The organism is Roseburia intestinalis L1-82 (assembly GCF_900537995.1).
GTDB classification, from domain to species: domain Bacteria; phylum Bacillota; class Clostridia; order Lachnospirales; family Lachnospiraceae; genus Roseburia; species Roseburia intestinalis.
In genome coordinates, this window is the sequence record NZ_LR027880.1 from 1,858,695 (window position 1) to 1,879,183 (window position 20,489).

Annotated in this window: 18 protein-coding genes and 1 tRNA gene; 17 read left to right on the forward strand and 2 right to left on the reverse strand. The window is 43.7% G+C overall.

Features of this window, described 5'->3' with window-relative positions; genetic code table 11:
* The first annotated feature begins 3 nt into the window (after positions 1-3).
* From RIL182_RS08695 to RIL182_RS08710, 4 genes are all read left to right on the forward strand, one after another.
* A complete protein-coding gene (locus tag RIL182_RS08695) occupies positions 4-627 on the forward strand; it encodes a regulatory protein RecX (protein ID WP_006857632.1) in 624 nt (207 codons plus the stop codon).
* Positions 628-828: 201 nt separating this feature from the next.
* Complete coding sequence (rny, locus tag RIL182_RS08700) at positions 829-2,376, forward strand: ribonuclease Y (protein WP_022112858.1); 1,548 nt, start codon at positions 829-831, stop codon at positions 2,374-2,376.
* A 208-nt stretch (positions 2,377-2,584) separates the two neighbouring features.
* On the forward strand, positions 2,585-3,100 hold the full coding sequence (locus RIL182_RS08705; protein WP_242655578.1) for a hypothetical protein: 516 nt from the start codon (positions 2,585-2,587) through the stop codon (positions 3,098-3,100).
* A 29-nt stretch (positions 3,101-3,129) separates the two neighbouring features.
* Complete coding sequence (locus tag RIL182_RS08710) at positions 3,130-3,933, forward strand: response regulator transcription factor (RefSeq protein ID WP_006857633.1); 804 nt, start codon at positions 3,130-3,132, stop codon at positions 3,931-3,933.
* 28 nt (positions 3,934-3,961) lie between these two features.
* Here the strand turns inward: RIL182_RS08710 and RIL182_RS21965 are convergent, their stop codons facing one another.
* Positions 3,962-4,084: a hypothetical protein gene (locus tag RIL182_RS21965; protein ID WP_006857634.1), complete on the reverse strand. Its 123-nt coding sequence runs from the start codon at positions 4,082-4,084 to the stop codon at positions 3,962-3,964.
* A gap of 383 nt (positions 4,085-4,467) precedes the next feature.
* On the opposite strand from RIL182_RS21965, the gene RIL182_RS08715 reads away from it, so the two are divergent.
* The 3 genes from RIL182_RS08715 (at position 4,468) to xerD (ending at position 6,573) form a co-directional block, all read left to right on the forward strand.
* Positions 4,468-5,022: an NUDIX hydrolase gene (locus RIL182_RS08715; protein ID WP_015560654.1), complete on the forward strand. Its 555-nt coding sequence runs from the start codon at positions 4,468-4,470 to the stop codon at positions 5,020-5,022.
* A 28-nt stretch (positions 5,023-5,050) separates the two neighbouring features.
* Complete coding sequence (locus tag RIL182_RS08720) at positions 5,051-5,614, forward strand: hypothetical protein (protein WP_006857635.1); 564 nt, start codon at positions 5,051-5,053, stop codon at positions 5,612-5,614.
* Positions 5,615-5,688: 74 nt separating this feature from the next.
* On the forward strand, positions 5,689-6,573 hold the full coding sequence (gene xerD / locus RIL182_RS08725; RefSeq protein ID WP_118597851.1) for a site-specific tyrosine recombinase XerD: 885 nt from the start codon (positions 5,689-5,691) through the stop codon (positions 6,571-6,573).
* A 130-nt stretch (positions 6,574-6,703) separates the two neighbouring features.
* Here xerD and RIL182_RS08730 read toward each other — a convergent pair whose 3' ends face one another.
* Positions 6,704-7,735, reverse strand: coding sequence for a 3-deoxy-7-phosphoheptulonate synthase (locus tag RIL182_RS08730; RefSeq protein WP_015520616.1), 1,032 nt, complete (start codon positions 7,733-7,735; stop codon positions 6,704-6,706).
* 201 nt (positions 7,736-7,936) lie between these two features.
* Here RIL182_RS08730 and aroD point away from each other — a divergent pair, with 201 nt between their 5' ends.
* From aroD to ligA, 10 genes are all read left to right on the forward strand, one after another.
* A complete protein-coding gene (gene aroD / locus RIL182_RS08735) occupies positions 7,937-8,689 on the forward strand; it encodes a type I 3-dehydroquinate dehydratase (RefSeq protein WP_006857638.1) in 753 nt (250 codons plus the stop codon).
* 112 nt (positions 8,690-8,801) lie between these two features.
* Positions 8,802-9,290: a MarR family winged helix-turn-helix transcriptional regulator gene (locus RIL182_RS08740; RefSeq protein ID WP_006857639.1), complete on the forward strand. Its 489-nt coding sequence runs from the start codon at positions 8,802-8,804 to the stop codon at positions 9,288-9,290.
* A 3-nt stretch (positions 9,291-9,293) separates the two neighbouring features.
* The gene (locus RIL182_RS08745) at positions 9,294-11,615 is read left to right on the forward strand and encodes an ABC transporter ATP-binding protein (protein WP_134523241.1); all 2,322 of its coding nucleotides are present in this window, start codon (positions 9,294-9,296) and stop codon (positions 11,613-11,615) included.
* Positions 11,608-13,461 (forward strand): ABC transporter ATP-binding protein, encoded by a 1,854-nt coding sequence (locus RIL182_RS08750; protein ID WP_006857641.1) that lies wholly within the window; start codon positions 11,608-11,610, stop codon positions 13,459-13,461. Before RIL182_RS08745 ends, RIL182_RS08750 begins: the two co-directional genes overlap by 8 nt.
* Before the next feature lie 175 nt (positions 13,462-13,636).
* Positions 13,637-14,602 (forward strand): L-lactate dehydrogenase, encoded by a 966-nt coding sequence (locus tag RIL182_RS08755; RefSeq protein WP_006857642.1) that lies wholly within the window; start codon positions 13,637-13,639, stop codon positions 14,600-14,602.
* A gap of 83 nt (positions 14,603-14,685) precedes the next feature.
* Positions 14,686-15,798 carry a DUF4422 domain-containing protein gene (locus tag RIL182_RS08760; RefSeq protein ID WP_015520619.1) on the forward strand — a complete coding sequence of 371 codons (1,113 nt, stop codon included), beginning with the start codon at positions 14,686-14,688 and terminating at the stop codon, positions 15,796-15,798.
* A gap of 166 nt (positions 15,799-15,964) precedes the next feature.
* Positions 15,965-16,036: transfer RNA gene (locus RIL182_RS08765), tRNA-Arg, on the forward strand.
* 96 nt (positions 16,037-16,132) lie between these two features.
* On the forward strand, positions 16,133-17,470 hold the full coding sequence (locus RIL182_RS08770; protein ID WP_242655579.1) for an SH3 domain-containing protein: 1,338 nt from the start codon (positions 16,133-16,135) through the stop codon (positions 17,468-17,470).
* A 115-nt stretch (positions 17,471-17,585) separates the two neighbouring features.
* Positions 17,586-18,341: a 23S rRNA pseudouridine(2604) synthase RluF gene (rluF, locus tag RIL182_RS08775; protein ID WP_006857644.1), complete on the forward strand. Its 756-nt coding sequence runs from the start codon at positions 17,586-17,588 to the stop codon at positions 18,339-18,341.
* Positions 18,338-20,353, forward strand: a complete 2,016-nt coding sequence (gene ligA / locus RIL182_RS08780; protein WP_006857645.1) for an NAD-dependent DNA ligase LigA — start codon at positions 18,338-18,340, stop codon at positions 20,351-20,353. The genes rluF and ligA overlap by 4 nt, the downstream gene beginning before the upstream one ends.
* Positions 20,354-20,489 lie beyond the last annotated feature (136 nt).

Here is a 20,489-nt window from a genome sequence, read left to right on the forward strand (position 1 = left end):
AAGATGCAGGAGTTGCTTGTCGTAGAAGTAATTCCCCGGGAAAAAGGAAGGACTTCCATTCGGTTTGACAACGGGATGGAAGTCCTTTTATATAAGGGTGAGGTAAGAAAATTATCCTTGCGGGAGGGGACTGTCATATCCCGGGAGAAATATGATGAGATCATCTATGAAATACTTGGAATGCGGGCGAAGAAACGTGCGATGTTTCTTTTGGAACGAATGGACCGGACGGAACATCAGCTGCGGGAGAAGCTGATGCAGAACGGGTATCCTGATGTGTGCGTGGATCTTGCAGTGGAGTATGTCAGAAAATATCACTATATCGATGATCTGCGCTATGCGACGACCTATATTTCATATCAACAGAAGAAAAAAAGCCGTCAGAAATTAAAAATGGATCTTATAGCAAAAGGAATTGAAAAAAGTGTGATAGAACAGGCACTTGATGAGGTGTTCGACAGTGATGAACAGTTAAAGATCCGTCAGCTTTTAGAAAAGAAACATTATGAACCAAAAGAATGTGACCGCAAAGAACAGCAGAAAATTTACCAGTATCTGATGCGCCGTGGATTTAAGAGCAGCGATATTTTGCATGTCATGAAAATCTGGGATGAATACGAGGAATAAGAACATAGGAAAACGGGGGATTTTTGGTACAATATGTTGTATTGTTGCAAAATAAAAATGCAATATTATGCACATTGAACAGTTATCTACTTGACATAAATATTAAAATAGAATAAAATTTATATGTTGTAATTATGACAGATAACAAACCATGTTTTTATGTTATATGTACAATGAAAATTTAATAAAGGAGGTGCTCCTGTGGGAAGTGTGATTATCGCTGTTGTGATCACTCTACTGGTTACCGCGGTCGTTGTATATTTCGTCACAACTGCTTACTATAAAAAAGTAACAGAGGCTAAGATCGGAAATGCAGATGAAAAAGCGCGTGAGATTATTGATGAAGCGGTAAAAACGGCAGAAACCAAGAAGCGTGAAGCAATGCTTGAAGCGAAGGAAGAATCCATCCGTGTCAAGAATGACTTAGACAAGGAGGTAAAAGAGCGGAGAGCGGAGATCGGACGCAGTGAACGACGCATTGTTCAGAAGGAAGAAAATCTGGACAAAAAGTTAGAAGCGATCGAAAAACGCGAGGCGGGATTTGCAGCCAAGGAAGAAGAGATCAACAGACAGAAAGCGCAGGTCGCAAAGCTCAATGAAGAGCGTGTGAAAGAACTGGAAAGGATCTCCGGTTTAACCTCCGAACAGGCAAAGGATTATCTCTTAAAGACTGTTGAAGAAGACGTTAAAATTGATACTGCAAAATTGATCAAAGAAATGGAACACAAGGCAAAGGAAGAAGCTGATAAGAAGGCAAAAGAGTATGTGGTGACTGCAATTCAGAAGTGTGCTGCGGATCATGTTGCCGAAACGACGATTTCTGTTGTACAGCTTCCGAATGACGAAATGAAAGGAAGAATCATCGGACGTGAAGGACGTAATATCCGTACGTTAGAAACGTTAACCGGTGTGGATCTGATCATTGATGATACGCCGGAGGCAGTGATTTTATCCGGTTTTGATCCGATTCGTCGTGAAGTTGCCAGAATTGCTTTGGAAAAACTGATTGTGGATGGTCGTATCCATCCAGCAAGAATCGAGGAAATGGTTGAGAAGGCTCAGAAAGAAGTCGAGACAATGATTCGTGAGGAAGGTGAGGCAGCAACCTTAGAGGTTGGTGTTCACGGAATCCATCCGGAGCTTGTGCGTCTTTTAGGCCGGATGAAATTCCGGACGAGCTACGGACAAAATGCTCTCAAACATTCCATTGAAGTAGCACAGCTTTCCGGATTACTGGCTGCTGAAATCGGTGTAGATGTAAGAACTGCAAAACGTGCAGGATTGTTACATGATATTGGTAAATCTGTCGATCATGATATGGAAGGTTCCCATATTCAGATCGGTGTGGATTTATGTAGAAAATACAAAGAGTCACCAATTATTATCAATGCGGTAGAAGCGCATCATGGTGATGTAGAACCGGAGTCATTAATTGCATGTATCATTCAGGCTGCAGATACAATTAGTGCAGCAAGACCAGGTGCCAGAAGAGAGACACTGGAAACATATTCAAACAGATTGAAACAGTTAGAAGATATTTCTAACGGATTTAAGGGTGTAGAAAAATCCTTCGCTATTCAGGCGGGCAGGGAGATTCGAATCATGGTTGTTCCGGAGCAGATCAGCGATGCCGATATGGTATTGCTTGCGCGTGATATTTCCAAACAGATCGAAGCTGAATTGGAATATCCGGGACAGATTAAGGTAAATGTTATTCGTGAGTCAAGGGTAACAGATTACGCGAAGTAATTCGTGACAATGGGGTTGCTCGCAGAGCGTGCGATCTATTGTATGAAAAATAAAGAGACTGCCGTACCGGTGTCATAAATGACAGGTACGGCAGTTTTTGCATATATGGAATCAGAGAAAGACGGAATTCTGAAAAAAAATAGTGCCAGGATGTAAAATATATGTTAAAATACATCTGAAAATGAGTGAAAGAAAGGTGGTGTGGCAAATGCAGAGAGTAAAACAGCATAAGTGGTTTCTGTTTATCCTGATTGGATTTATCGTAATATCTTTCTTTCAGTTTTTACCGCAGACAGATACACTGCATTTGTATGAAAAGACACCACAGAGTTTTGAGCTGACCGCAGGCGGGCTCCTGAAGTATGGAATAGAAGGACAAAATGCAGACCAGGCAGGGGAATGTGAACTAGAAGAATATCACATAGACCGGTTGACGGGACCGGAAATAGCAGAACGTCAGGCATGCGGTCTCCCGGAAGAAACACCGGCGGCTACACTGGCGCGAACGACACAGAGTGAAGCTGCGCTGGGTGAACAGAATCAGAGCCGTTTTCAGATGTTACGGTTTTTAGTAGAAGTATATGTACTTTTAATGATCCCAGCAGTTATTCTGCATATGGCACTAAAAAGATTTAGCAGCCATATGATCATACTGTGGCAGAATATAAAATACATACATCTTGTTGATGGTAAGAAGGCAAAACGTATTCCTGTAATTGAATAAAAAGATGATATTACAGGAGGCGTATTAACGTGATAGAAAATAGAATAAGTGACAGAGCAAAAATATTACTGATCGATGAGGATACAAGCATTTCTTATCTGATCCGCAGGGCAATGGAAAAAGAAAATTACAAGATTTATATTGCAGGAAGTGGAAAACAGGGAATGGAGATGAGTACCGGTGTCTGTCCGGATCTGATTCTGATGGATAATAAATTTTCTGATATGGAAGGGATCACCTTGATCCAGTGGTTCAGGGAGTGGACGGATTGCCCGATTATAATCCTGTCGGAACGGAGCAGCTACCTTGATAAAGTGGAGGCATTATATGCCGGAGCAGATGATTATATGGTAAAACCGTTTCATGAGAAGGAACTTGCGGCACGGATTTTTTCCGCATTACGCAGAAGAATTTCGGTAGGTGCGCATACATATTACGAGGCAGGAAATCTTAAGGTTGATTTTACAAAAAGACAGGTTTTGCTTGGAGGAACGGAGGTTCATTTTTCACCGGTGGAATACCGGATCATAGAAAGTCTTGCGTTAAATTCTGGTACGGTTGTAACATATCAGATGCTTTTGGAAAAAATATGGGGACCATATGCAGAGCAAAACAGCAGGATTCTTCGTGTCAATATGACGAATATCCGAAAAAAAATAGAAAGTTCTCCTTTAGAACCGGAGTATATTACAACGATCCCGCGGGTAGGATACCGGATGTTGGAGAGTCAGGCTGAGAAAGGTGGCATGCAGATGCTGGAAAATCAGGCTGGCAGAAACATGAAAGTGATGGAAGGTCAGAATATCAGAAATGGTATCCGTATGATGGCATAAAAATAAGCTGCACACAGAGGTGTGCAGCTTATTTTTTTCTGGATGTACGATAATCTTTTGACTGACAGTAAGAATCGTAAATTGCGTAAACAAACCCTCCGATGATAATGCCAATCCCGATGACAGAAAAAACAATCTCAATGACTGTCATAGTAAAATCTCCCTTTCGTAAATTTGATGTTATCAGTATAACAGTCAAACTTATAAAAGGGAGATTTTTGTGTATTCCTTAATCTTTTTTGGAAAGAGAAGAGGAAAGTTTTAACGTTTTATTTATCTGCCGCTTTATTTTTTGCTTTTAGACGTTGTTTTGCCAAGTACATCTGTTCATACGCACGTGATAAGAGCTGATGGAAAGGTGTGTCAGTGTCCGGTGCTATGCCATTCACTTGCCTGCGAACAGTAACAAGTCGCCTTCGTCGTGTCCAAATTGTATAAAAGTAGATGGAAAATAAAGGCAGAGGGTGGTACAATAAGAACAGATACTGTAAAAAAATAACAGACTTGGAATATATTGAAGCGGAGGAATATTGTATGGACCAACAGGTTAAGAGAGTAAAAAGAGAACTGGTAAAAAATGGAGCCATTCTGGATATTTATACAGATACGATGCAGCTGCCGGACGGAAAACTCGAAGAATGGGATTTTATTTCACACAGAAAAGGGGCGGCAGCCGTTGTTCCGGTACGCGGAGACGGAAAGATTCTGATGGTGCGTCAGTACCGGAATGCAATCGACCGTATGACACTTGAGATACCGGCGGGATCAAGAGACAGTGTTACAGAAGACACAAAGGTGTGTGCTGCACGGGAGTTAGAGGAGGAAACGGGATACCGCAGTGATGATCTTACGCGTCTTTTGTCACTTAAAACAACAGTTGCATTTTGTGACGAGTTCATTGATGTGTATTTAGCGCGTAATTTAAAACCGGGACATCAGCATTTAGATGAGGGAGAGTTCCTTGATGTCGAGGCACATGACATCGATGAACTCTGTCAGATGATCTACGATGGAAAATTACAGGATGCCAAAACAGTTTCTGCACTTTTGGCATATAAAAATCTTCTGAATCAGGAGAAAAACGCATAAACTGAAGAAAAGTGTATGTGGGGCGTGTGTGAAAAAAGAAGGATGCCTGTTTCTGCCTGTATTTTTTGTGGGTGTTTTTCTTGCAAACCTGTTAAAGTATAAGGCAGGGGATCTTTGCCGGATATTAAATATATGGATTTTAGAACAGTTCGCATATAGCAGCATTTCACCGGAAAGACTGTTCTGGCTGCTGTTTTGGAAACGGGGAAAGTTCGCATTTTTTTTCTTTTTGTTTGGGGAAGGGTGCGGATATGCGGTGGCATCGACGGTATGGTTGTGTCTTCTGACAGGAACATTTGGATTTTTTCTTGCAATGGCGATTGCGGATCTTGGAATCCGTGGTGTTGCAGTTGCGTTTGTCGGTCTGCTTCCACAGGCATTTTTTTATGTGGCTGCGGTACTATGGTGCCGCTTTTGTGGCAAAAACAGCAGACAGTACCGGCCACCGGTATGTAATCCGAAAATCCGCATAAAACAGGCGGTAGAATCTGTTGTATTTTATGGGGTGGCAGTAATACTGGTAATCGGCGGCGTATTTGCAGAAGCTTATATCAATATTCCGCTCCTTAAGATGATCGTAAAAAATTTTTGAAAAGATTGCTTTTCGGTCTGCTTATCATTATAATGAAAAAATACACAGGATAAAAAGAAAGTCAGGAAAAAAACATGACACATGACATTATGGATTTTATTGAATATATTCACAATGAAAAACAGACATCAAAGAATACGGAAGTTTCCTATGAACGTGATCTCCGCAAGATGAATGAATATCTGGAAGCGCAGAATGTATACGGGGTGTCTGCCGTTACGGAGACAAATCTGAATGCATATGTTATGTTTTTAGAACGTGAAGGACGGAAACCGGCGACGGTTTCAAGGAGCATTGCATCAATGAAAGCTTTTTTTCATTTTCTTGAAAAGGAGCGGAGAATCGAGTCGGATCCGGCATGGCGTTTGAAAGCACCTAAGATTGAAAAAACGATGCCGCGTATCCTGACCACGGAAGAAGTGACGTTTTTGTTAGAGCAGCCGTCCGGAAATACACCGAAAGAGCTGCGGGATAAGGCGATGCTTGAATTGCTTTACGCGACAGGGATCCGTGTGTCGGAGCTGATATCGTTAAAAGTCTCGGATCTGAATCTTCAGATGGAGTATGTGATCTGTACGGATATCCATAAAGAACGGATCATTCCATTTGGGAATGTCGCAAGGGAGGCACTGACAAGATATATGCAGGATGGAAGAGATCATCTGATCAGCCAGGCGGACTGTCCGTGGCTGTTTACGAATTGTACCGGTGGTGCAATGAGCCGTCAGGGTTTCTGGAAACTGATCAAGTTTTATGGGAAGAAGGCGGGGATCGAATCGGAGATCACACCGCATACGCTGCGCCATTCGTTTGCGGCACATCTGATCAGCAATGGAGCAGATTTAAAGTCGGTGCAGGAGATGTTAGGACATTCTGATATTTCTACGACACAGATTTATTCGCAGATGGGGCAGGGAAGAATCCGGGAAGTGTATCTGAAAGCACATCCGAGAGGATAGTAGTAGAAACAATAGAATGCATGTTCTGCAAACACTCTATTGTCATGAATAATAAAAAAGGAACTCACAGAAATGGAGTTCCTTTTTTCATTATGAGATTTCAAGAAGCTGCCGGTACAGGTAAAAAATCTTAACGGCACATATCTGCAATCGTATAAATCAGATTTTTGGAATCTTCCCAGCCAAGGCAAGGATCCGTGATGGATTTACCGTAGATGTGTTCGCCGATCTTCTGGGAGCCTTCCTCGATATAACTCTCGATCATAACACCTTTTACCATCTTCTGAATTTCAGAAGAAACCTGACGGTTGTGCATGACTTCCTTTACGATACGGATCTGTTCTTTATATTTTTTGCCGGAGTTGGAATGGTTTACGTCCACAACGGCTGCCGGATTGACAAGATCCATTTTTTCGTACATGTCACACAGACGGATCAGATCTTCGTAGTGGTAATTCTGTGTGGAGTTACCGTGTTTGCTGACTGCGCCGCGCAGAACAACATGTGTCAGCGGGTTGCCGCTTGTCTCCACTTCGTAACCACGGTATACGAAATGATGTGGGTGCTGTGCCGCATATACGGAGTTGAGCATAACAGAAAAGTCGCCGCTGGTCGGGTTTTTCATACCGGATGCGACATCAAAACCACTGACCGTCAGACGGTGCTGCTGATCCTCGACAGAACGTGCACCGATGGCAACGTAGGAGAGAAGATCTTCGACATATCCCCAGTTTTCCGGGTAGAGCATCTCATCTGCACAGGTTAAACCGCTCTCTTTAATCGCACGGATGTGCATTTTACGCATGGCAATCAGACCTTCGATCATGTCAGGCGCTTTTTCCGGATCCGGCTGGGAGGCGATACCCTTATAGCCCTCGCCGGTAGTACGCGGCTTATTTGTATAAACACGCGGAATGATGATCAGACGGTCGGCAACATCCTCCTGGATTTTTGTGAGGCGGCTGACATAATCACAGACAGCGTCCTCCCGGTCTGCGGAACAAGGTCCGATGATAACGAGAAAACGGTCATCTTTTCCGGTGATAACGTCGGAGATCATAGCATCCCGTTCTTTTTTTAACTGTTTTAATTCTTCTGACAGCGGAAAATCACGTTTGATCTCTGCCGGAGAAGGAAGCTGGTTTAAAAATGTAAAACTCATAATAATCCTCATTTCTGAGCAACTTATTGCGAAAAATAAGCTATCAAACTTATTTTTCACACTAAAAACTCCATTCTAAGCGCTAAAATCAAAAATTATATTAAATGATATTGCAGAAGATGTCAAATATTTGCATAACAGGAGGGGGTTGGTTATAATGAAAAAAGAAGATGATTGTGAGATGGCAGGGAGGTGTCTGGCATGAAAATAAAAGGAACAGAGGTCGGAACGGGACGTCCGCTCATATGCGTTCCGGTTCTCGAAAAAACGAAAGAAGAAGTTATAAAAGAAGTGGAATATCTCGTGAAATCGGATGCAGACATGATCGAATGGAGGCTGGATGCATTTGAACATTACACCGACTACAATGAAGTGCGGGAAATATTGCAGCAGATAGCGCCTTTATTAAAGAAAAAACTGTTTTTGTATACATTTCGTACTGCAAAACAGGGTGGAGTGGTGTCGGTTGACCGGGAAACATTAAATGATCTGCACGATCTTGCGGCAGAGTCAGAATGTGTGGATCTGATCGATCTGGAATTTTTTGAGGAGGAACATGCGGCAAAGCGGATCCGGGAAATTCAAAAAAAGGGGAAGAAAGTTGTGGCATCACATCATGATCTGGAAGGAACACCGCAGATAGATGTAATGCGGATGCTGCTTGACCATATGTGTGAAGGAGGTGCGGATATTGTCAAACTTGTTGTGACTCCAAAAACAACGGAAGATGTATTGCGGCTGCTTGCCGTTACTTCTGAATTTCACAGTGAAAATCAGGAAACACCGATCATTACCGTGTCCATGGGAAAACTGGGGGCAGTCAGCAGAGTGAGCGGAGAAACTTTTGGTTCCTGTGTGACATTTGCGTCGCATGGAAAGAAAAGTGCACCGGGACAGTTTCAACTGGAAGAAATGCAGCAAACGCTCGCTATGCTGCATGAGGGATGTGAATAAAAAATAAAGAAAATATAAAGAATGGATAAAGTGCAGGGAAGATACTTGACGTGGTATCTTCCCTGTGTTAATATATGCCACTGTAAATAAATAACAAAGAAAATATATAACAATGTTAAATAATGAGGTGAGAAAAACAGGAATGGATGATTTATTTACAAGATTTTTTTTTGCGCTGTATCAGTTTCACAAACTGCATATGGGTGATCTGGTGCCGGATATCACGAAACTTGAGGGCATGACGATGGCGGCGATCAAGCACTGCAGTGGGGAAAAGGAAGAACTGACGGTTTCCGAATTGACCGCAAAGCTGAAAGCGAAGGGACCTGCAGTTTCACGCACCTTAAAGACGTTGGAAGATAAAGGATACATTGAGCGCGACGTCAACAAAGCAGACAGGCGCAATACTTATGTGAAGCTGACGGCATCCGGGGAACAGAAGCAGGAAGAGTGCGAGCAGATCATGAGCAGCTTTGCGCATGCAGTCATCTCAAAAATAGACCGGGATGACATGGAACAGCTGATCGATTGCCTGAATGAGCTTTACGAGGCGTCGAGGGAAGAAATCGAAGACCGAAAAATGAGACAAAAAGGAGAATAGGACATGAGCAAAATATTTAAAAATATGCTCCCGTACTGGAAGGGACTGATCATTGTTGTTGCACTGTTAGTTGTACAGGCGTGGTGTGATCTGTCTCTTCCGGCATACACATCGGATATTATTGATGTCGGAATCCAGAACAAAGGTGTGGAGCATGTGCTGCCGGAGGCAGTAACGGAGGACGAGTTTACACTGGCACAGCTTTTTATGACCGATGAGGAGAAGGAAAGCTGGGAAAACAGTTACGAAAAGGACGGAGATGTTTACCGTCTGACCGTTACAGATAAAAAACAGTTAGATGAACTGGATGATACGCTGCTTCTTCCTCTTCTGATGAACTATCAGATGTCATCGGTGGATGAGCAGACATTTAAAGAGAGTGTGGCAAAACAGACCGGAATGGATCAGGCGATGCTTGATAACATGAGTATCGAGCAGATCGGGGAGTCCATGGGAGTGCCGCTTACATCTTTTGAGAAAGAGGTCGAGGATGACGACGGAAATACTATGGTAACAAATTGTGTGGATATGCGCACAGTCTTTGCAGCTATGAAAGCATCAGGGGCTATGACAGAGGAACAGATCCTATCCATGCGCGCTACCGTTTCTGATACGATTGATACCATGGGAAGTTCTCTGGTAAAATCGATGGGAATTGCATATGCGGTAAGCTGTGATACAGCGGCAGGAGTGGATATTGATAAGGTACAGACATCCTATCTCTGGTCAGCCGGTGGCAGAATGGTTGCGATGGCACTTCTTATGGGTGTGGCAACGGTTCTGGTCGGATTCTTTGGCGCGCGCATTGGTGCCGGAATCGGACGTGACCTGCGAGGAAAGATATTTGGACAGGTGGTTCGTTTTTCTAACGCGGAGATGGATCATTTTTCCACTGCATCTTTAATTACCAGAAGTACGAATGATATCCAGCAGATTCAGATGGTATCTGCAGTGATGATCCGTATGGTTGCCTATGCGCCGATTCTTGGCATCGGAGGTGTATTAAAAATCATCCAGACAGGAGCAGGAATGGGATGGATCATTATTCTGGCAATCCTTGTGATCCTTGGCTATGTCATGGTATTGATGTCTGTTACAATGCCTCGTTTTAAGCTGATGCAGAAACTGGTCGATAAGATCAATCTGGTATCCAGAGAGATCTTAACAGGACTTTCCGTCATTCGTGCATTCGGCAGGGAAACAGAGGAAGAAAAACGTTTTGATGCTGCAAATAAAGATCTGACAAAGACCATGCTGTTTACAAACCGTGTCATGACATTTATGATGCCGGGTATGATGCTGATTATGAATCTTCTGACCGTAGGTATCGTATGGGTAGGCGCGCACAAAATCGATGCCGGTTCCATGCAGGTCGGTTCCATGACTGCATTCATCACCTATGCGATGATGATCGTTATGGCATTTTTAATGCTGACAGCAATGTCGATCATGCTTCCGCGTGCAGCAGTGGCAGCAGAACGTATCGATGAGGTTATCCGCACAGAGTCTTCCATAGAAGATGCAAAAAATCCGGAAGAATTAAGAGAACACAAAGGTGTGATCCGTTTTTCACATGTCAGCTTCCGCTATCCGGGAGCGGAGGCAGATGTGTTGGAGGATATTGATTTTACAGCGGAGCCGGGTAAGACAACGGCAATCATCGGAAGTACCGGATGTGGAAAATCCACGCTGGTCAACCTGATTCCAAGACTTTATGATGTCACAGGCGGAAGTGTTACCTTAGACGGTCAGGATATCCGGAATATCCGTATGGAAGATTTGAGGGAAGAAATCGGTTTTGTGCCGCAGAAAGGTGTACTGTTTTCCGGTACGATTGCGTCAAACCTGCGTTTTGGAAAACGTGATGCTTCGGATGAGGAGATCAAAGAGGCAGCAGCGATCGCACAGGCAGCCGATTTTATTGAGGAGAAACAGGAGAAATACGACAGTGATATCGCACAGGGTGGAAGCAACGTTTCCGGTGGACAAAAGCAGCGTCTTGCCATTGCACGTGCGATTGCAAAACAGCCGAAAATCTATGTGTTTGATGACAGTTTCTCTGCACTTGACTTAAAGACGGATGCGGCACTTCGAAAAGCACTGGCATCGAAAGTAAAAGACAGCACAGTCATCATTGTAGCGCAGAGAATTAGTACAATTTTACACGCAGAACAGATCCTTGTGCTTGATGATGGAAAGATCGTCGGAAAAGGTACGCATGAAGAATTGCTGAAAAACTGTGAGACATACCAGCAGATCGCCCGTTCACAGCTTTCGGCAAAAGAACTTGGCATAGAGGAAAGTGAGGTGTCTGTCAATGAGTAATGAAAGAGAAAAAGTTAGAATGCAGCACCGTGGCAGAGGACCGATGGGGCGCGGCATGCAGCCGGGAGAAAAACCGAAGGATTTAAAGAGTTCTCTGGGAAAACTGTTATCTTACATTGGAAATTTTAAAGCTGCAATTATTGTAGTCATGATTTTTGCGGCGGCTTCCACGGTATTTAATGTAATCGGGCCTAAGACTTTAGGAAAGGCAACCACAGCGCTCTCCGAAGGACTGATGGCAAAGATCCAGGGCACGGGAAGCATCGATTTTACCTATATCGGACAGATCCTTTTATTTGTGTTAGGGCTTTATGTGTGCAGTGCGGCATTTAACTTTATCCAGGGCTGGATTATGACCGGTGTAACGCAGAAGATCTGCTACCGCATGCGTAAAGAAATCTCCAGGAAAATCAACCGCATGCCGATGAAGTATTTTGAGAGCCGTACTTACGGAGAAGTTTTATCGAGAATCACCAATGATGTCGATACCTTAGGACAGGGATTAAACCAGAGTATCACAACGATCATCACGTCGGTTGCAACCTTAGTCGGGGTGCTGATCATGATGTTAAGTATCTCCCCGTTAATGACGCTGATTGCAATCGTGATCCTGCCGATCTCCATGGCACTGATCTCATTTGTGGTCAAAAAATCCCAGAAATACTTCAAAGACCAGCAGGAATATTTAGGTCATATCAATGGACAGGTCGAGGAGGTTTATGGCGGGCATTTAGTCATCAAGGCATTCAACCGTGAGAAAGACACGATTGAGGAATTTAACCGCACCAATGAGATTTTATATCAGTCCGCATGGAAATCACAGTTTTTGTCAGGTATGATGCAGCCGATCATGATGTTTGTCGGAAACCTCGGTTACGCAGCAGTGGCTTTATCCGGTGGACTGCTTGCAATCCGTGGAACGATCACGATCGGTGATATCCAGGCATTTATCCAGTATGTAAAAAACTTCACACAGCCGATCCAGCAGATTGCACAGGTCATCAATCAGGTACAGTCGATGGCGGCAGCATCTGAGCGTGTGTTTGAGTTTTTAAATGAGGAAGAGGAAGATCAGACCGTAGAACATCCGGCAGATGTGAGTGCCGTAACCGGAACCGTCGATTTTGATCATGTACAGTTTGGTTACAACCCGGATCAGACGATCATCAAAGATTTCAGTGCACATGTCAAACCGGGGCAGAAGATTGCAATCGTTGGGCCGACCGGCGCAGGAAAGACTACGATGGTAAAGCTTCTGATGCGTTTTTATGATGTAAACAGCGGTTCCATCAAATTAGACGGTCATGATGTCAGGGATTTTAACCGCAGGGAATTAAGAGATGCGTTTGGAATGGTATTGCAGGATACCTGGCTGTTTAAGGGAACGATCATGGAAAATATCCGTTACGGACGTTTAGAAGCTACAGATGAAGAGGTCATTGCAGCGGCGAAAGCGGCACATGCTGACCACTTCATTAAGACACTTCCGGGTGGTTACCAGATGGAATTAAATGAGGATGCAAGCAATGTTTCACAGGGACAGAAGCAGCTCCTTACGATCGCAAGGGCAATCCTTGCGGACAATAAGATTTTGATCCTCGATGAGGCAACATCTTCGGTTGATACGAGAACCGAGGTCACAATCCAGAAAGCGATGGATAATCTGATGCGTGGCAGAACCAGTTTTGTCATTGCACACAGACTCTCAACGATCCGCAATGCGGATCTGATCCTTGTCATGAAGGACGGGGATATCGTGGAGCAGGGAAATCACGAAGAACTGCTTGAAAAAAATGGATTTTATGCAAATCTTTATAATTCACAGTTTGAGGATGTTGTTGCGTAAGAGGATATGGGATGTCGTCGTTTGGCGGCATCCTTTTTTCGTGTAGATTTTGCCGGGTATGGAATTCATTTTCGTTCCGGATACATAAAAGAAAAATAGCTGCATAAATTTTCCGGCAAACAGGAAACACTATGAGAAAAAGCCACATTCATGCGGCAGAAAGCAGGAAAATCATATGGACAAAATGAATATCAGAAAAGCGGCAATGATCGGCTGCGGATTCGTGGGCGCATCATCGGCATTTGCGCTGATGCAGAGCGGTATTTTTTCGGAGATGGTCATGATTGATGCAGATCACGCGAAGGCGGAGGGGGAAGCGATGGATCTAAGCCACGGACTTCCATTTGCAAGACCGGTAAAAATATATGACGGGGACTATGATGACATTGTAGATGCCGGAATTATTATCATCACGGCGGGTGCAAACCAGAAGCCGGATGAGACGCGGCTTGATCTGATCCACAAAAATGTGGAGATATACAAACAGATCATCCCGGAGATCGCAAAGCGCGGCTGTGAGGGAATCCTTCTTATCGTATCCAATCCGGTCGATATCCTTACCTACACGGCACTGAAACTTTCCGGTTTCCCTGAACACCGCGTGATCGGTTCCGGGACAGTGCTTGATACCGCCCGGTTAAAATATCTGATCGGGGAGCATTTAGGGGTAGATAACCGCAGTGTGCATGCGTTTATCATCGGGGAACACGGAGACAGTGAACTTGCCGCATGGTCCAATGCGAATATTTCCGGTGTCCGTCTGAGTGATTTTTGCGAAATGCGTGGTCATTTTATGCATGAGGAATCCGAAAACCGTATCTATGAAAAAGTAAGAAACAGCGCTTACGAGATCATTGAACGCAAGCATGCGACCTATTATGGGATTGCGATGGCGGTAAAGCGGATCTGTGAATGTATCATCCGAAATGAACAGTCGATCCTTCCGGTATCTTCCATGATGCATGGCATTTACGGAATGAAAGATATTGTGATCAGCATGCCTGCCATTGTCGGAAAGGACGGTGTGGAGAACGTGATACCGATCTCACTGGACGAGGAAGAAAAAATGCAGTTGAAAAGATCAGCGGATATTTTAACCGGGATGAAAGAAATGATAAAAAAAGAACACGGGATCGGTTAAAAAAACAGGATAGTTGTGGTATAGTTTATTAGCAGATGATGTAAAAAAAATTGTATCAACAGGAATACAAAGGAGGACACATCATGTCCATGCGCATATATACCATGACACACAAAAAATTTACACCCCTGCCGGATCCGCTTTATGTACCGCTTCATGTCGGAAGGGCATGCGGGGAGAATCTGGGATATTTGGGGGATGATACGGGAGAACAGATCTCAGCGCTGAACTGTTATTACAGTGAGCTGACCGGGTTTTACTGGATCTGGAAAAACTGCCATGATGCCGATTATGTCGGCACCTGCCATTACAGACGGTATCTGATCAACGAAAAAGAACAGATCTATACGGAGAAGGAATACCGGGAACTGTTAAGAAAATACGATCTGGTCACGACCAAAAAAGTCCTGTTAAACAATTCTTATTACGACGGATTTTTGGCAAACCACAATATACGGGCACTGGAGATGACAGGAAAGGTCATTACAGAGAAATATCCGGAATATGCGGATGCATTTGAACAGCTTGTAAATGGCAGACAGACTTATTTTGGAAATATCCTTGTCACTTCAAAAATATTATTTGATGAATATGCATCCTGGCTGTTTTCCATTTTCTTTGAGGTGGCAGAGCGGATCGAATTAGAAACGGGGGAAGATGCCTACCATAAAAGAGTATTTGGATTTATTTCCGAATTTCTCCTGCTTGTGTGGGTTACAGTGAAAAAGCTGCGTGTATATGAGTGCAAAGTGGGAATGCTTGGAGAAAAGGCAGAGACCGGTGAATTAAAAAGGTGTCTTGCCGAATGTTTCAGAAACCGCGATGTTGATCTGGCAAAGAAAATTTTTTTGGAGACAAGAGAAAAAAGACCGGATGTATTAATGGAGGCATCTGATATCACGGGTGAATTGCATCTGTGCATGCAGATCATTGCAACCGCGGGGGAAGAAAGAAATCATGGCGAAACCATGATTTTAGAAAGAGAAAATGATTTTGGCAGACTGATGGAGATATTTTCGAAATTAAACCGGGTTGTGAGCCGGTACCGCGAAAACAGCGAGAGCGAAGAGGATATCCGTTTTCTGGGCGAAGGGAAAATATCAAAGACCGCAGTGTGGGTGGCAGTCATGATGGGAAAAGAATCTGAAAGTGAGAAAAAAGATCTGATGGATCGCATGTTAAAATATCTTCATTAAATTTTAAGAAATGCCGGAAAGCAGGAAAATACACGCATGAGGAAGAATGCCGTAACCTGCACCGGCATTTTTTGTTGACAATTATTTTATGGTCTGCTATGATAAAACGTGCGTAAAAAAGTAACATTTTTTTTATGCTGCAGATCCCTTATAATAGTAAGAGCAGGCAACCGTAGTCTAATGGATAGAACACCGGACTCCGACTCCGGCAATGCGGGTTCGATTCCCGCCGGGTGCATTTTGACAGTCAGATAGCAGGCGGCATGTTATATGTTACGCCTGTTACATATTTTATGGCGTTTTATACAACAAAAGGAAAGGGATGGAAAATACGATGGCTTCTTCAAATGTTGATGATAAATTAAAAAAAGATACAGAAAATAAAGAGACAGGCAATAAAGAAACAAATAAGATTCTTACATTTATAAAACAGAATGTGCGTTATATTACAGCAGGGGTATTGTTCCTTGCAATGGTACTTATTTTAGTAAAGGTCGGATCTCCGAAACAGCCACAGAATGGACAGAATGTTGCGGCAACAGAGGTAGCTTCAGAGGCATCAGATGACGCAAAACAGGAGTTTGAGGTGGATGCACATGAAGATGTAAATACACTGATCAACCAGTACTATACCGCATATGCAGCGGGAGACACGGATACACTTTCAACAATCGCAACCCCGCTGTCTGAAAATGAAAAAAGTTATATTTCCGTATTCAGCCAGTATGTAGATGCATACCAGAATATCAAATGCTACACAAAACAGGGGCTTGATGCATCTTCTTATCTTGTATCCGTTTATGTTGAAGTGAAATTTAAAGATGTAGATACGGTTGCGCCGGGACTGGATTTCTTCTATGTGCGCACGAATGAAGATGGCAGTGTATACATTGATAACCTTTACAGCCAGTACAATTTAAAGATTAAAGAAAATGCGTTAGATACAAGCATTCAGAACCTGATCAGTGAGTACGAGGACAGCGAAGATGTCAATACACTTCAGAAAGAAGTACAGGGTAAATATGACACGGCCATTGCTTCGGATGATAAGTTAAGTGAGATGATCTCCACGACGATTCCGAATGCGATCACTGAGTGGGCAGGCACGATCGTCAGCCAGAATACCGAGACAGAGAGCACAGAGCAGGCTCCGGAAGAAACAACAGAATCAGAGCAGACTGAGACACCGGAGGAGAATACGGAGCAGCCGGCGGAAGATACACCGACACAGGGTGAGCCGGATACCGTTTATGCAGTAGATACTGTAAATGTCAGAGCAGCCGCAGATACAGAATCCGATAAAATTGGAACGTTAGAGAAAGGCACAGCACTTACAAGAACAGGTACAGATGGAGAGTGGAGTGTTGTAAATTATAACGGACAGACCGGATATATTAAGACAGAGTATCTTACAACGAAAAATTCCGATTCTGATTCAGATAACGGTGGAAATGAAGAGCAGACGACCACAAGCAATTTTATAGCTGAGGGAACAGTCATTACGCTGAGTGATTCCATAAATATCCGTTCGGGAATGAGCGAGAACGACAGCAAGATCGGAACAGCTTTTTCCGGTGAGAAGGTCACGGTAGTTATGAGCTATGCAGAGGGATGGACAAAGGTAACCTGGAATGGACAGACCGGTTATATTAAGACTTCCCTGTTACAGTAAATGTTCAATATACAATGGATGGCACATTTTTAGTAACAGACTTGTAGCCACAGTAGAAATGGCGGAGACTTTAAAGATAAGTCTCCGCTTTTGTGCAGAAAGAGAAAGGTGAAAAATGCAGGAGCCAGTCAGAATCAATAAATATCTCAGCGAGGCAGGCGTGTGCTCAAGAAGAGAGGCGGACCGTCAGGTAGAAGCAGGAAATGTGACGATAGATGGTGTGGTTGCTTCCATGGGAGCAAAAGTATTGCCAGACCAGACGGTTCTTTTTTGCGGAAAGCCGGTAAAAAAAGAAGAGGAAATGATACTTCTGGCATTTCACAAGCCAACCGGAATTGTATGTACCGCTGAAAAGAGGGAAAAGAATAATGTCGTGGATTACATCAATTATCCGAAACGGATTTATCCGATTGGAAGGCTGGACAAAGATTCCGAAGGCTTATTGCTTATGACAAACAATGGTGACATTGTAAACCGCATCATGCGTGCCGGAAATATGCATGAAAAAGAATATATCGTCACGGTCAACAAGCCCGTGACCGACAGTTTCCTGCGTGGACTTGCAGGAGGAGTTCCACTGGTGGAATTAAATGCCACGACGCGCAAATGCAAAGTATGGAGGATCGGGAAAAGGCAGTTTGGCATTATACTGACACAGGGATTGAACCGTCAGATCCGGCGCATGTGTGAATATTTTGGGTATAGAGTGGAAAAACTGGTAAGAACCCGTATCATGAATATTGAACTGGGAGATTTAAAAGCCGGAACTTACCGCGAGGTAACTCCGCAGGAATATAAAGAGTTGATGAGGCTGGTAAAAGATTCATCAAATACGACAGTGATTCACGGACGGGATGGAGGAGACAGATGACACCGGAAGAACAGATCAAAGAGTTAAGGGATAAGATCAATTATCACAGTGACAGATATTATAATCAGGACAGTCCTGAGATCTCTGATTATGAATTTGACATGCTGATGCAGCAGTTGAAAAAATTAGAAAAAGAGCATCCGGAACTGGTGACAAAAGATTCTCCGACACAGCATGTCGGCGGCACGGCAAAGCGGACTGCCGGAGTCTTAGTGCATCACAATGTGCCGATGTTAAGTCTTCAGGATGTTTTCTCAAAAGAAGAGGTCGTTGATTTTGTAGAGCAGATGAAAGAGCAGCTTGATGATCCGGAGTTTGTGGTCGAATATAAGATTGATGGGCTGTCCATGGCGCTGCGTTATGAAAATGGCGATCTTTCACTTGCATTGACGCGCGGTGATGGTGTGAATTTTGGCGAGGATGTGACCGCGAACGCAAAAGTGATCTCAGATGTCAAAAAGAAATTAAAGGACAAACCGGAATATTTGGAGATCCGTGGGGAAGTCTACATGAAAAATGAAGATTTTGACAGAGTCAATGAACAGCAGGAACTGCTTGGAAAAAAGATTTTTGCAAATCCGAGAAACTGCGCAGCAGGAACGCTGCGTCAGCTTGACAGCCGCGTGACAAAAGAGAGAAAACTTTCCATGTTTGTATTTAATATCCAGCAGGTGCGTGGCATGGACATTATGACTCACACGCAGGGATATGAATTTTTAAAGAGACAGGGCATCCCGATCATCGAAGATTACAAAGTATGCAAAACAGCGGATGAAGTCTGGAATGCAATTACAGCGATCGGAGAAAACCGTGGAAATCTCGGCTACGATATCGATGGTGCGGTCATTAAGATCAACCGCTATTCGGACAGGGAACTGCTCGGAAATACATCAAAAGTTCCAAAATGGGCAATCGCATACAAATATCCGCCGGAAGAAAAGGAAACAAAACTGCTTGATATTGAACTTTCCGTTGGAAGGACCGGAAGGATCACACCGACTGCCGTGTTTGAGCCGGTGCGCCTGTGTGGAACGTCTGTTTCAAGGGCAACACTGCACAATCAGGATTTCATTGATGATTTAGATGTCGGCATTGGCGATACGATCGTGGTTTACAAATCCGGAGAGATCATTCCGAAAGTAAAAGAAGTCCGCAAGGAAAAAAGACCGGACGGCTGGAAGCGTTTTATGATTCCGGATGTCTGTCCGGTCTGCGGTGCAAAGACGGAACGTGAAAAAGATACTGCGGATATCAAGTGTACTTCACCAAACTGTCCGGCACAGTTAGAACGTCATATCATTAACTTTGTCGGCAGGGATGCCATGGATATCAAGGGATTTGGTACAGTTTATATTGAAGAACTTGTTCGTTTGGGGTATATTAAGGATATTGCCGATATATTTGAACTGAAAGATCACAGGGAAGAGTTGATCGAACAGGGTATTATCGGAAAAGAAAAGAATACAGACAAGCTTTTAGAAACAATCGAAAAGGCAAAAGAAAATGATGCATACATGCTTCTGACCGGATTTGGTATTCCGAATGTTGGAAAAGCTGCCGCAAAGACGATCATGAAACGTTTTCCTTCGATCCTTGATTTAGAGGATGCTGACAGGGATGCCCTGATGGAGGTGGACGATGTCGGGGAAGTCAGCGCAGACTGCATTTTCCGTTTCTTCCATGATGAAAAAAATAAAGAAATGATCGCCCGACTAAAGTCTTTAGGTGTGAACATGGAAGCGGAAGAGACCGAGACGATCGATTCGGCAGTCAGTGGAAAAACAGTTGTCATCACAGGTACACTGCCGACACTTGGAAGAAAAGAAGCGGCGGAACTGGTGGAGAAATACGGCGGAAAAGTATCAGGATCCGTATCGAAAAAGACAGATTATGTTGTTGCAGGAGAGAGTGCGGGCAGCAAACTGACAAAGGCACAGGAACTTGGAATCACGGTGCTCACGGAAGCAGAACTGTTTGTACTGCTTGGAATCAGCGCAGAGAATGGAGAATAGTGTGGCAAATAAGCTCGATAGCTTATTTGCCACACAGATATTTGTTTCTGAGCAAAACAAATATCTTTTATGGCAGACAGAAATTTGAAATTTCCGTCGCCGCTTCGCAACAAGTTGCTCAGAGAATGGAGAATGT

What these genes read in the sequence shown, in the direction of transcription:
- RIL182_RS08740 (WP_006857639.1), top strand. Translation starts at nt 8,802, where the DNA reads ATGTTAAATAATGAGGTGAGAAAAACAGGAATGGATGATTTATTTACA.
- rluF (WP_006857644.1), top strand. Translation starts at nt 17,586, where the DNA reads ATGCAGGAGCCAGTCAGAATCAATAAATATCTCAGCGAGGCAGGCGTG.
- RIL182_RS08695 (WP_006857632.1), top strand. Translation starts at nt 4, where the DNA reads ATGCAGGAGTTGCTTGTCGTAGAAGTAATTCCCCGGGAAAAAGGAAGG.
- RIL182_RS08760 (WP_015520619.1), top strand. Translation starts at nt 14,686, where the DNA reads ATGTCCATGCGCATATATACCATGACACACAAAAAATTTACACCCCTG.
- RIL182_RS08755 (WP_006857642.1), top strand. Translation starts at nt 13,637, where the DNA reads ATGGACAAAATGAATATCAGAAAAGCGGCAATGATCGGCTGCGGATTC.
- RIL182_RS08715 (WP_015560654.1), top strand. Translation starts at nt 4,468, where the DNA reads ATGGACCAACAGGTTAAGAGAGTAAAAAGAGAACTGGTAAAAAATGGA.
- aroD (WP_006857638.1), top strand. Translation starts at nt 7,937, where the DNA reads ATGAAAATAAAAGGAACAGAGGTCGGAACGGGACGTCCGCTCATATGC.
- RIL182_RS08770 (WP_242655579.1), top strand. Translation starts at nt 16,133, where the DNA reads ATGGCTTCTTCAAATGTTGATGATAAATTAAAAAAAGATACAGAAAAT.
- xerD (WP_118597851.1), top strand. Translation starts at nt 5,689, where the DNA reads ATGACACATGACATTATGGATTTTATTGAATATATTCACAATGAAAAA.
- ligA (WP_006857645.1), top strand. Translation starts at nt 18,338, where the DNA reads ATGACACCGGAAGAACAGATCAAAGAGTTAAGGGATAAGATCAATTAT.
- RIL182_RS21965 (WP_006857634.1), bottom strand. Translation starts at nt 4,084, where the DNA reads ATGACAGTCATTGAGATTGTTTTTTCTGTCATCGGGATTGGCATTATC.
- RIL182_RS08730 (WP_015520616.1), bottom strand. Translation starts at nt 7,735, where the DNA reads ATGAGTTTTACATTTTTAAACCAGCTTCCTTCTCCGGCAGAGATCAAA.
- RIL182_RS08705 (WP_242655578.1), top strand. Translation starts at nt 2,585, where the DNA reads ATGCAGAGAGTAAAACAGCATAAGTGGTTTCTGTTTATCCTGATTGGA.
- RIL182_RS08750 (WP_006857641.1), top strand. Translation starts at nt 11,608, where the DNA reads ATGAGTAATGAAAGAGAAAAAGTTAGAATGCAGCACCGTGGCAGAGGA.
- RIL182_RS08745 (WP_134523241.1), top strand. Translation starts at nt 9,294, where the DNA reads ATGAGCAAAATATTTAAAAATATGCTCCCGTACTGGAAGGGACTGATC.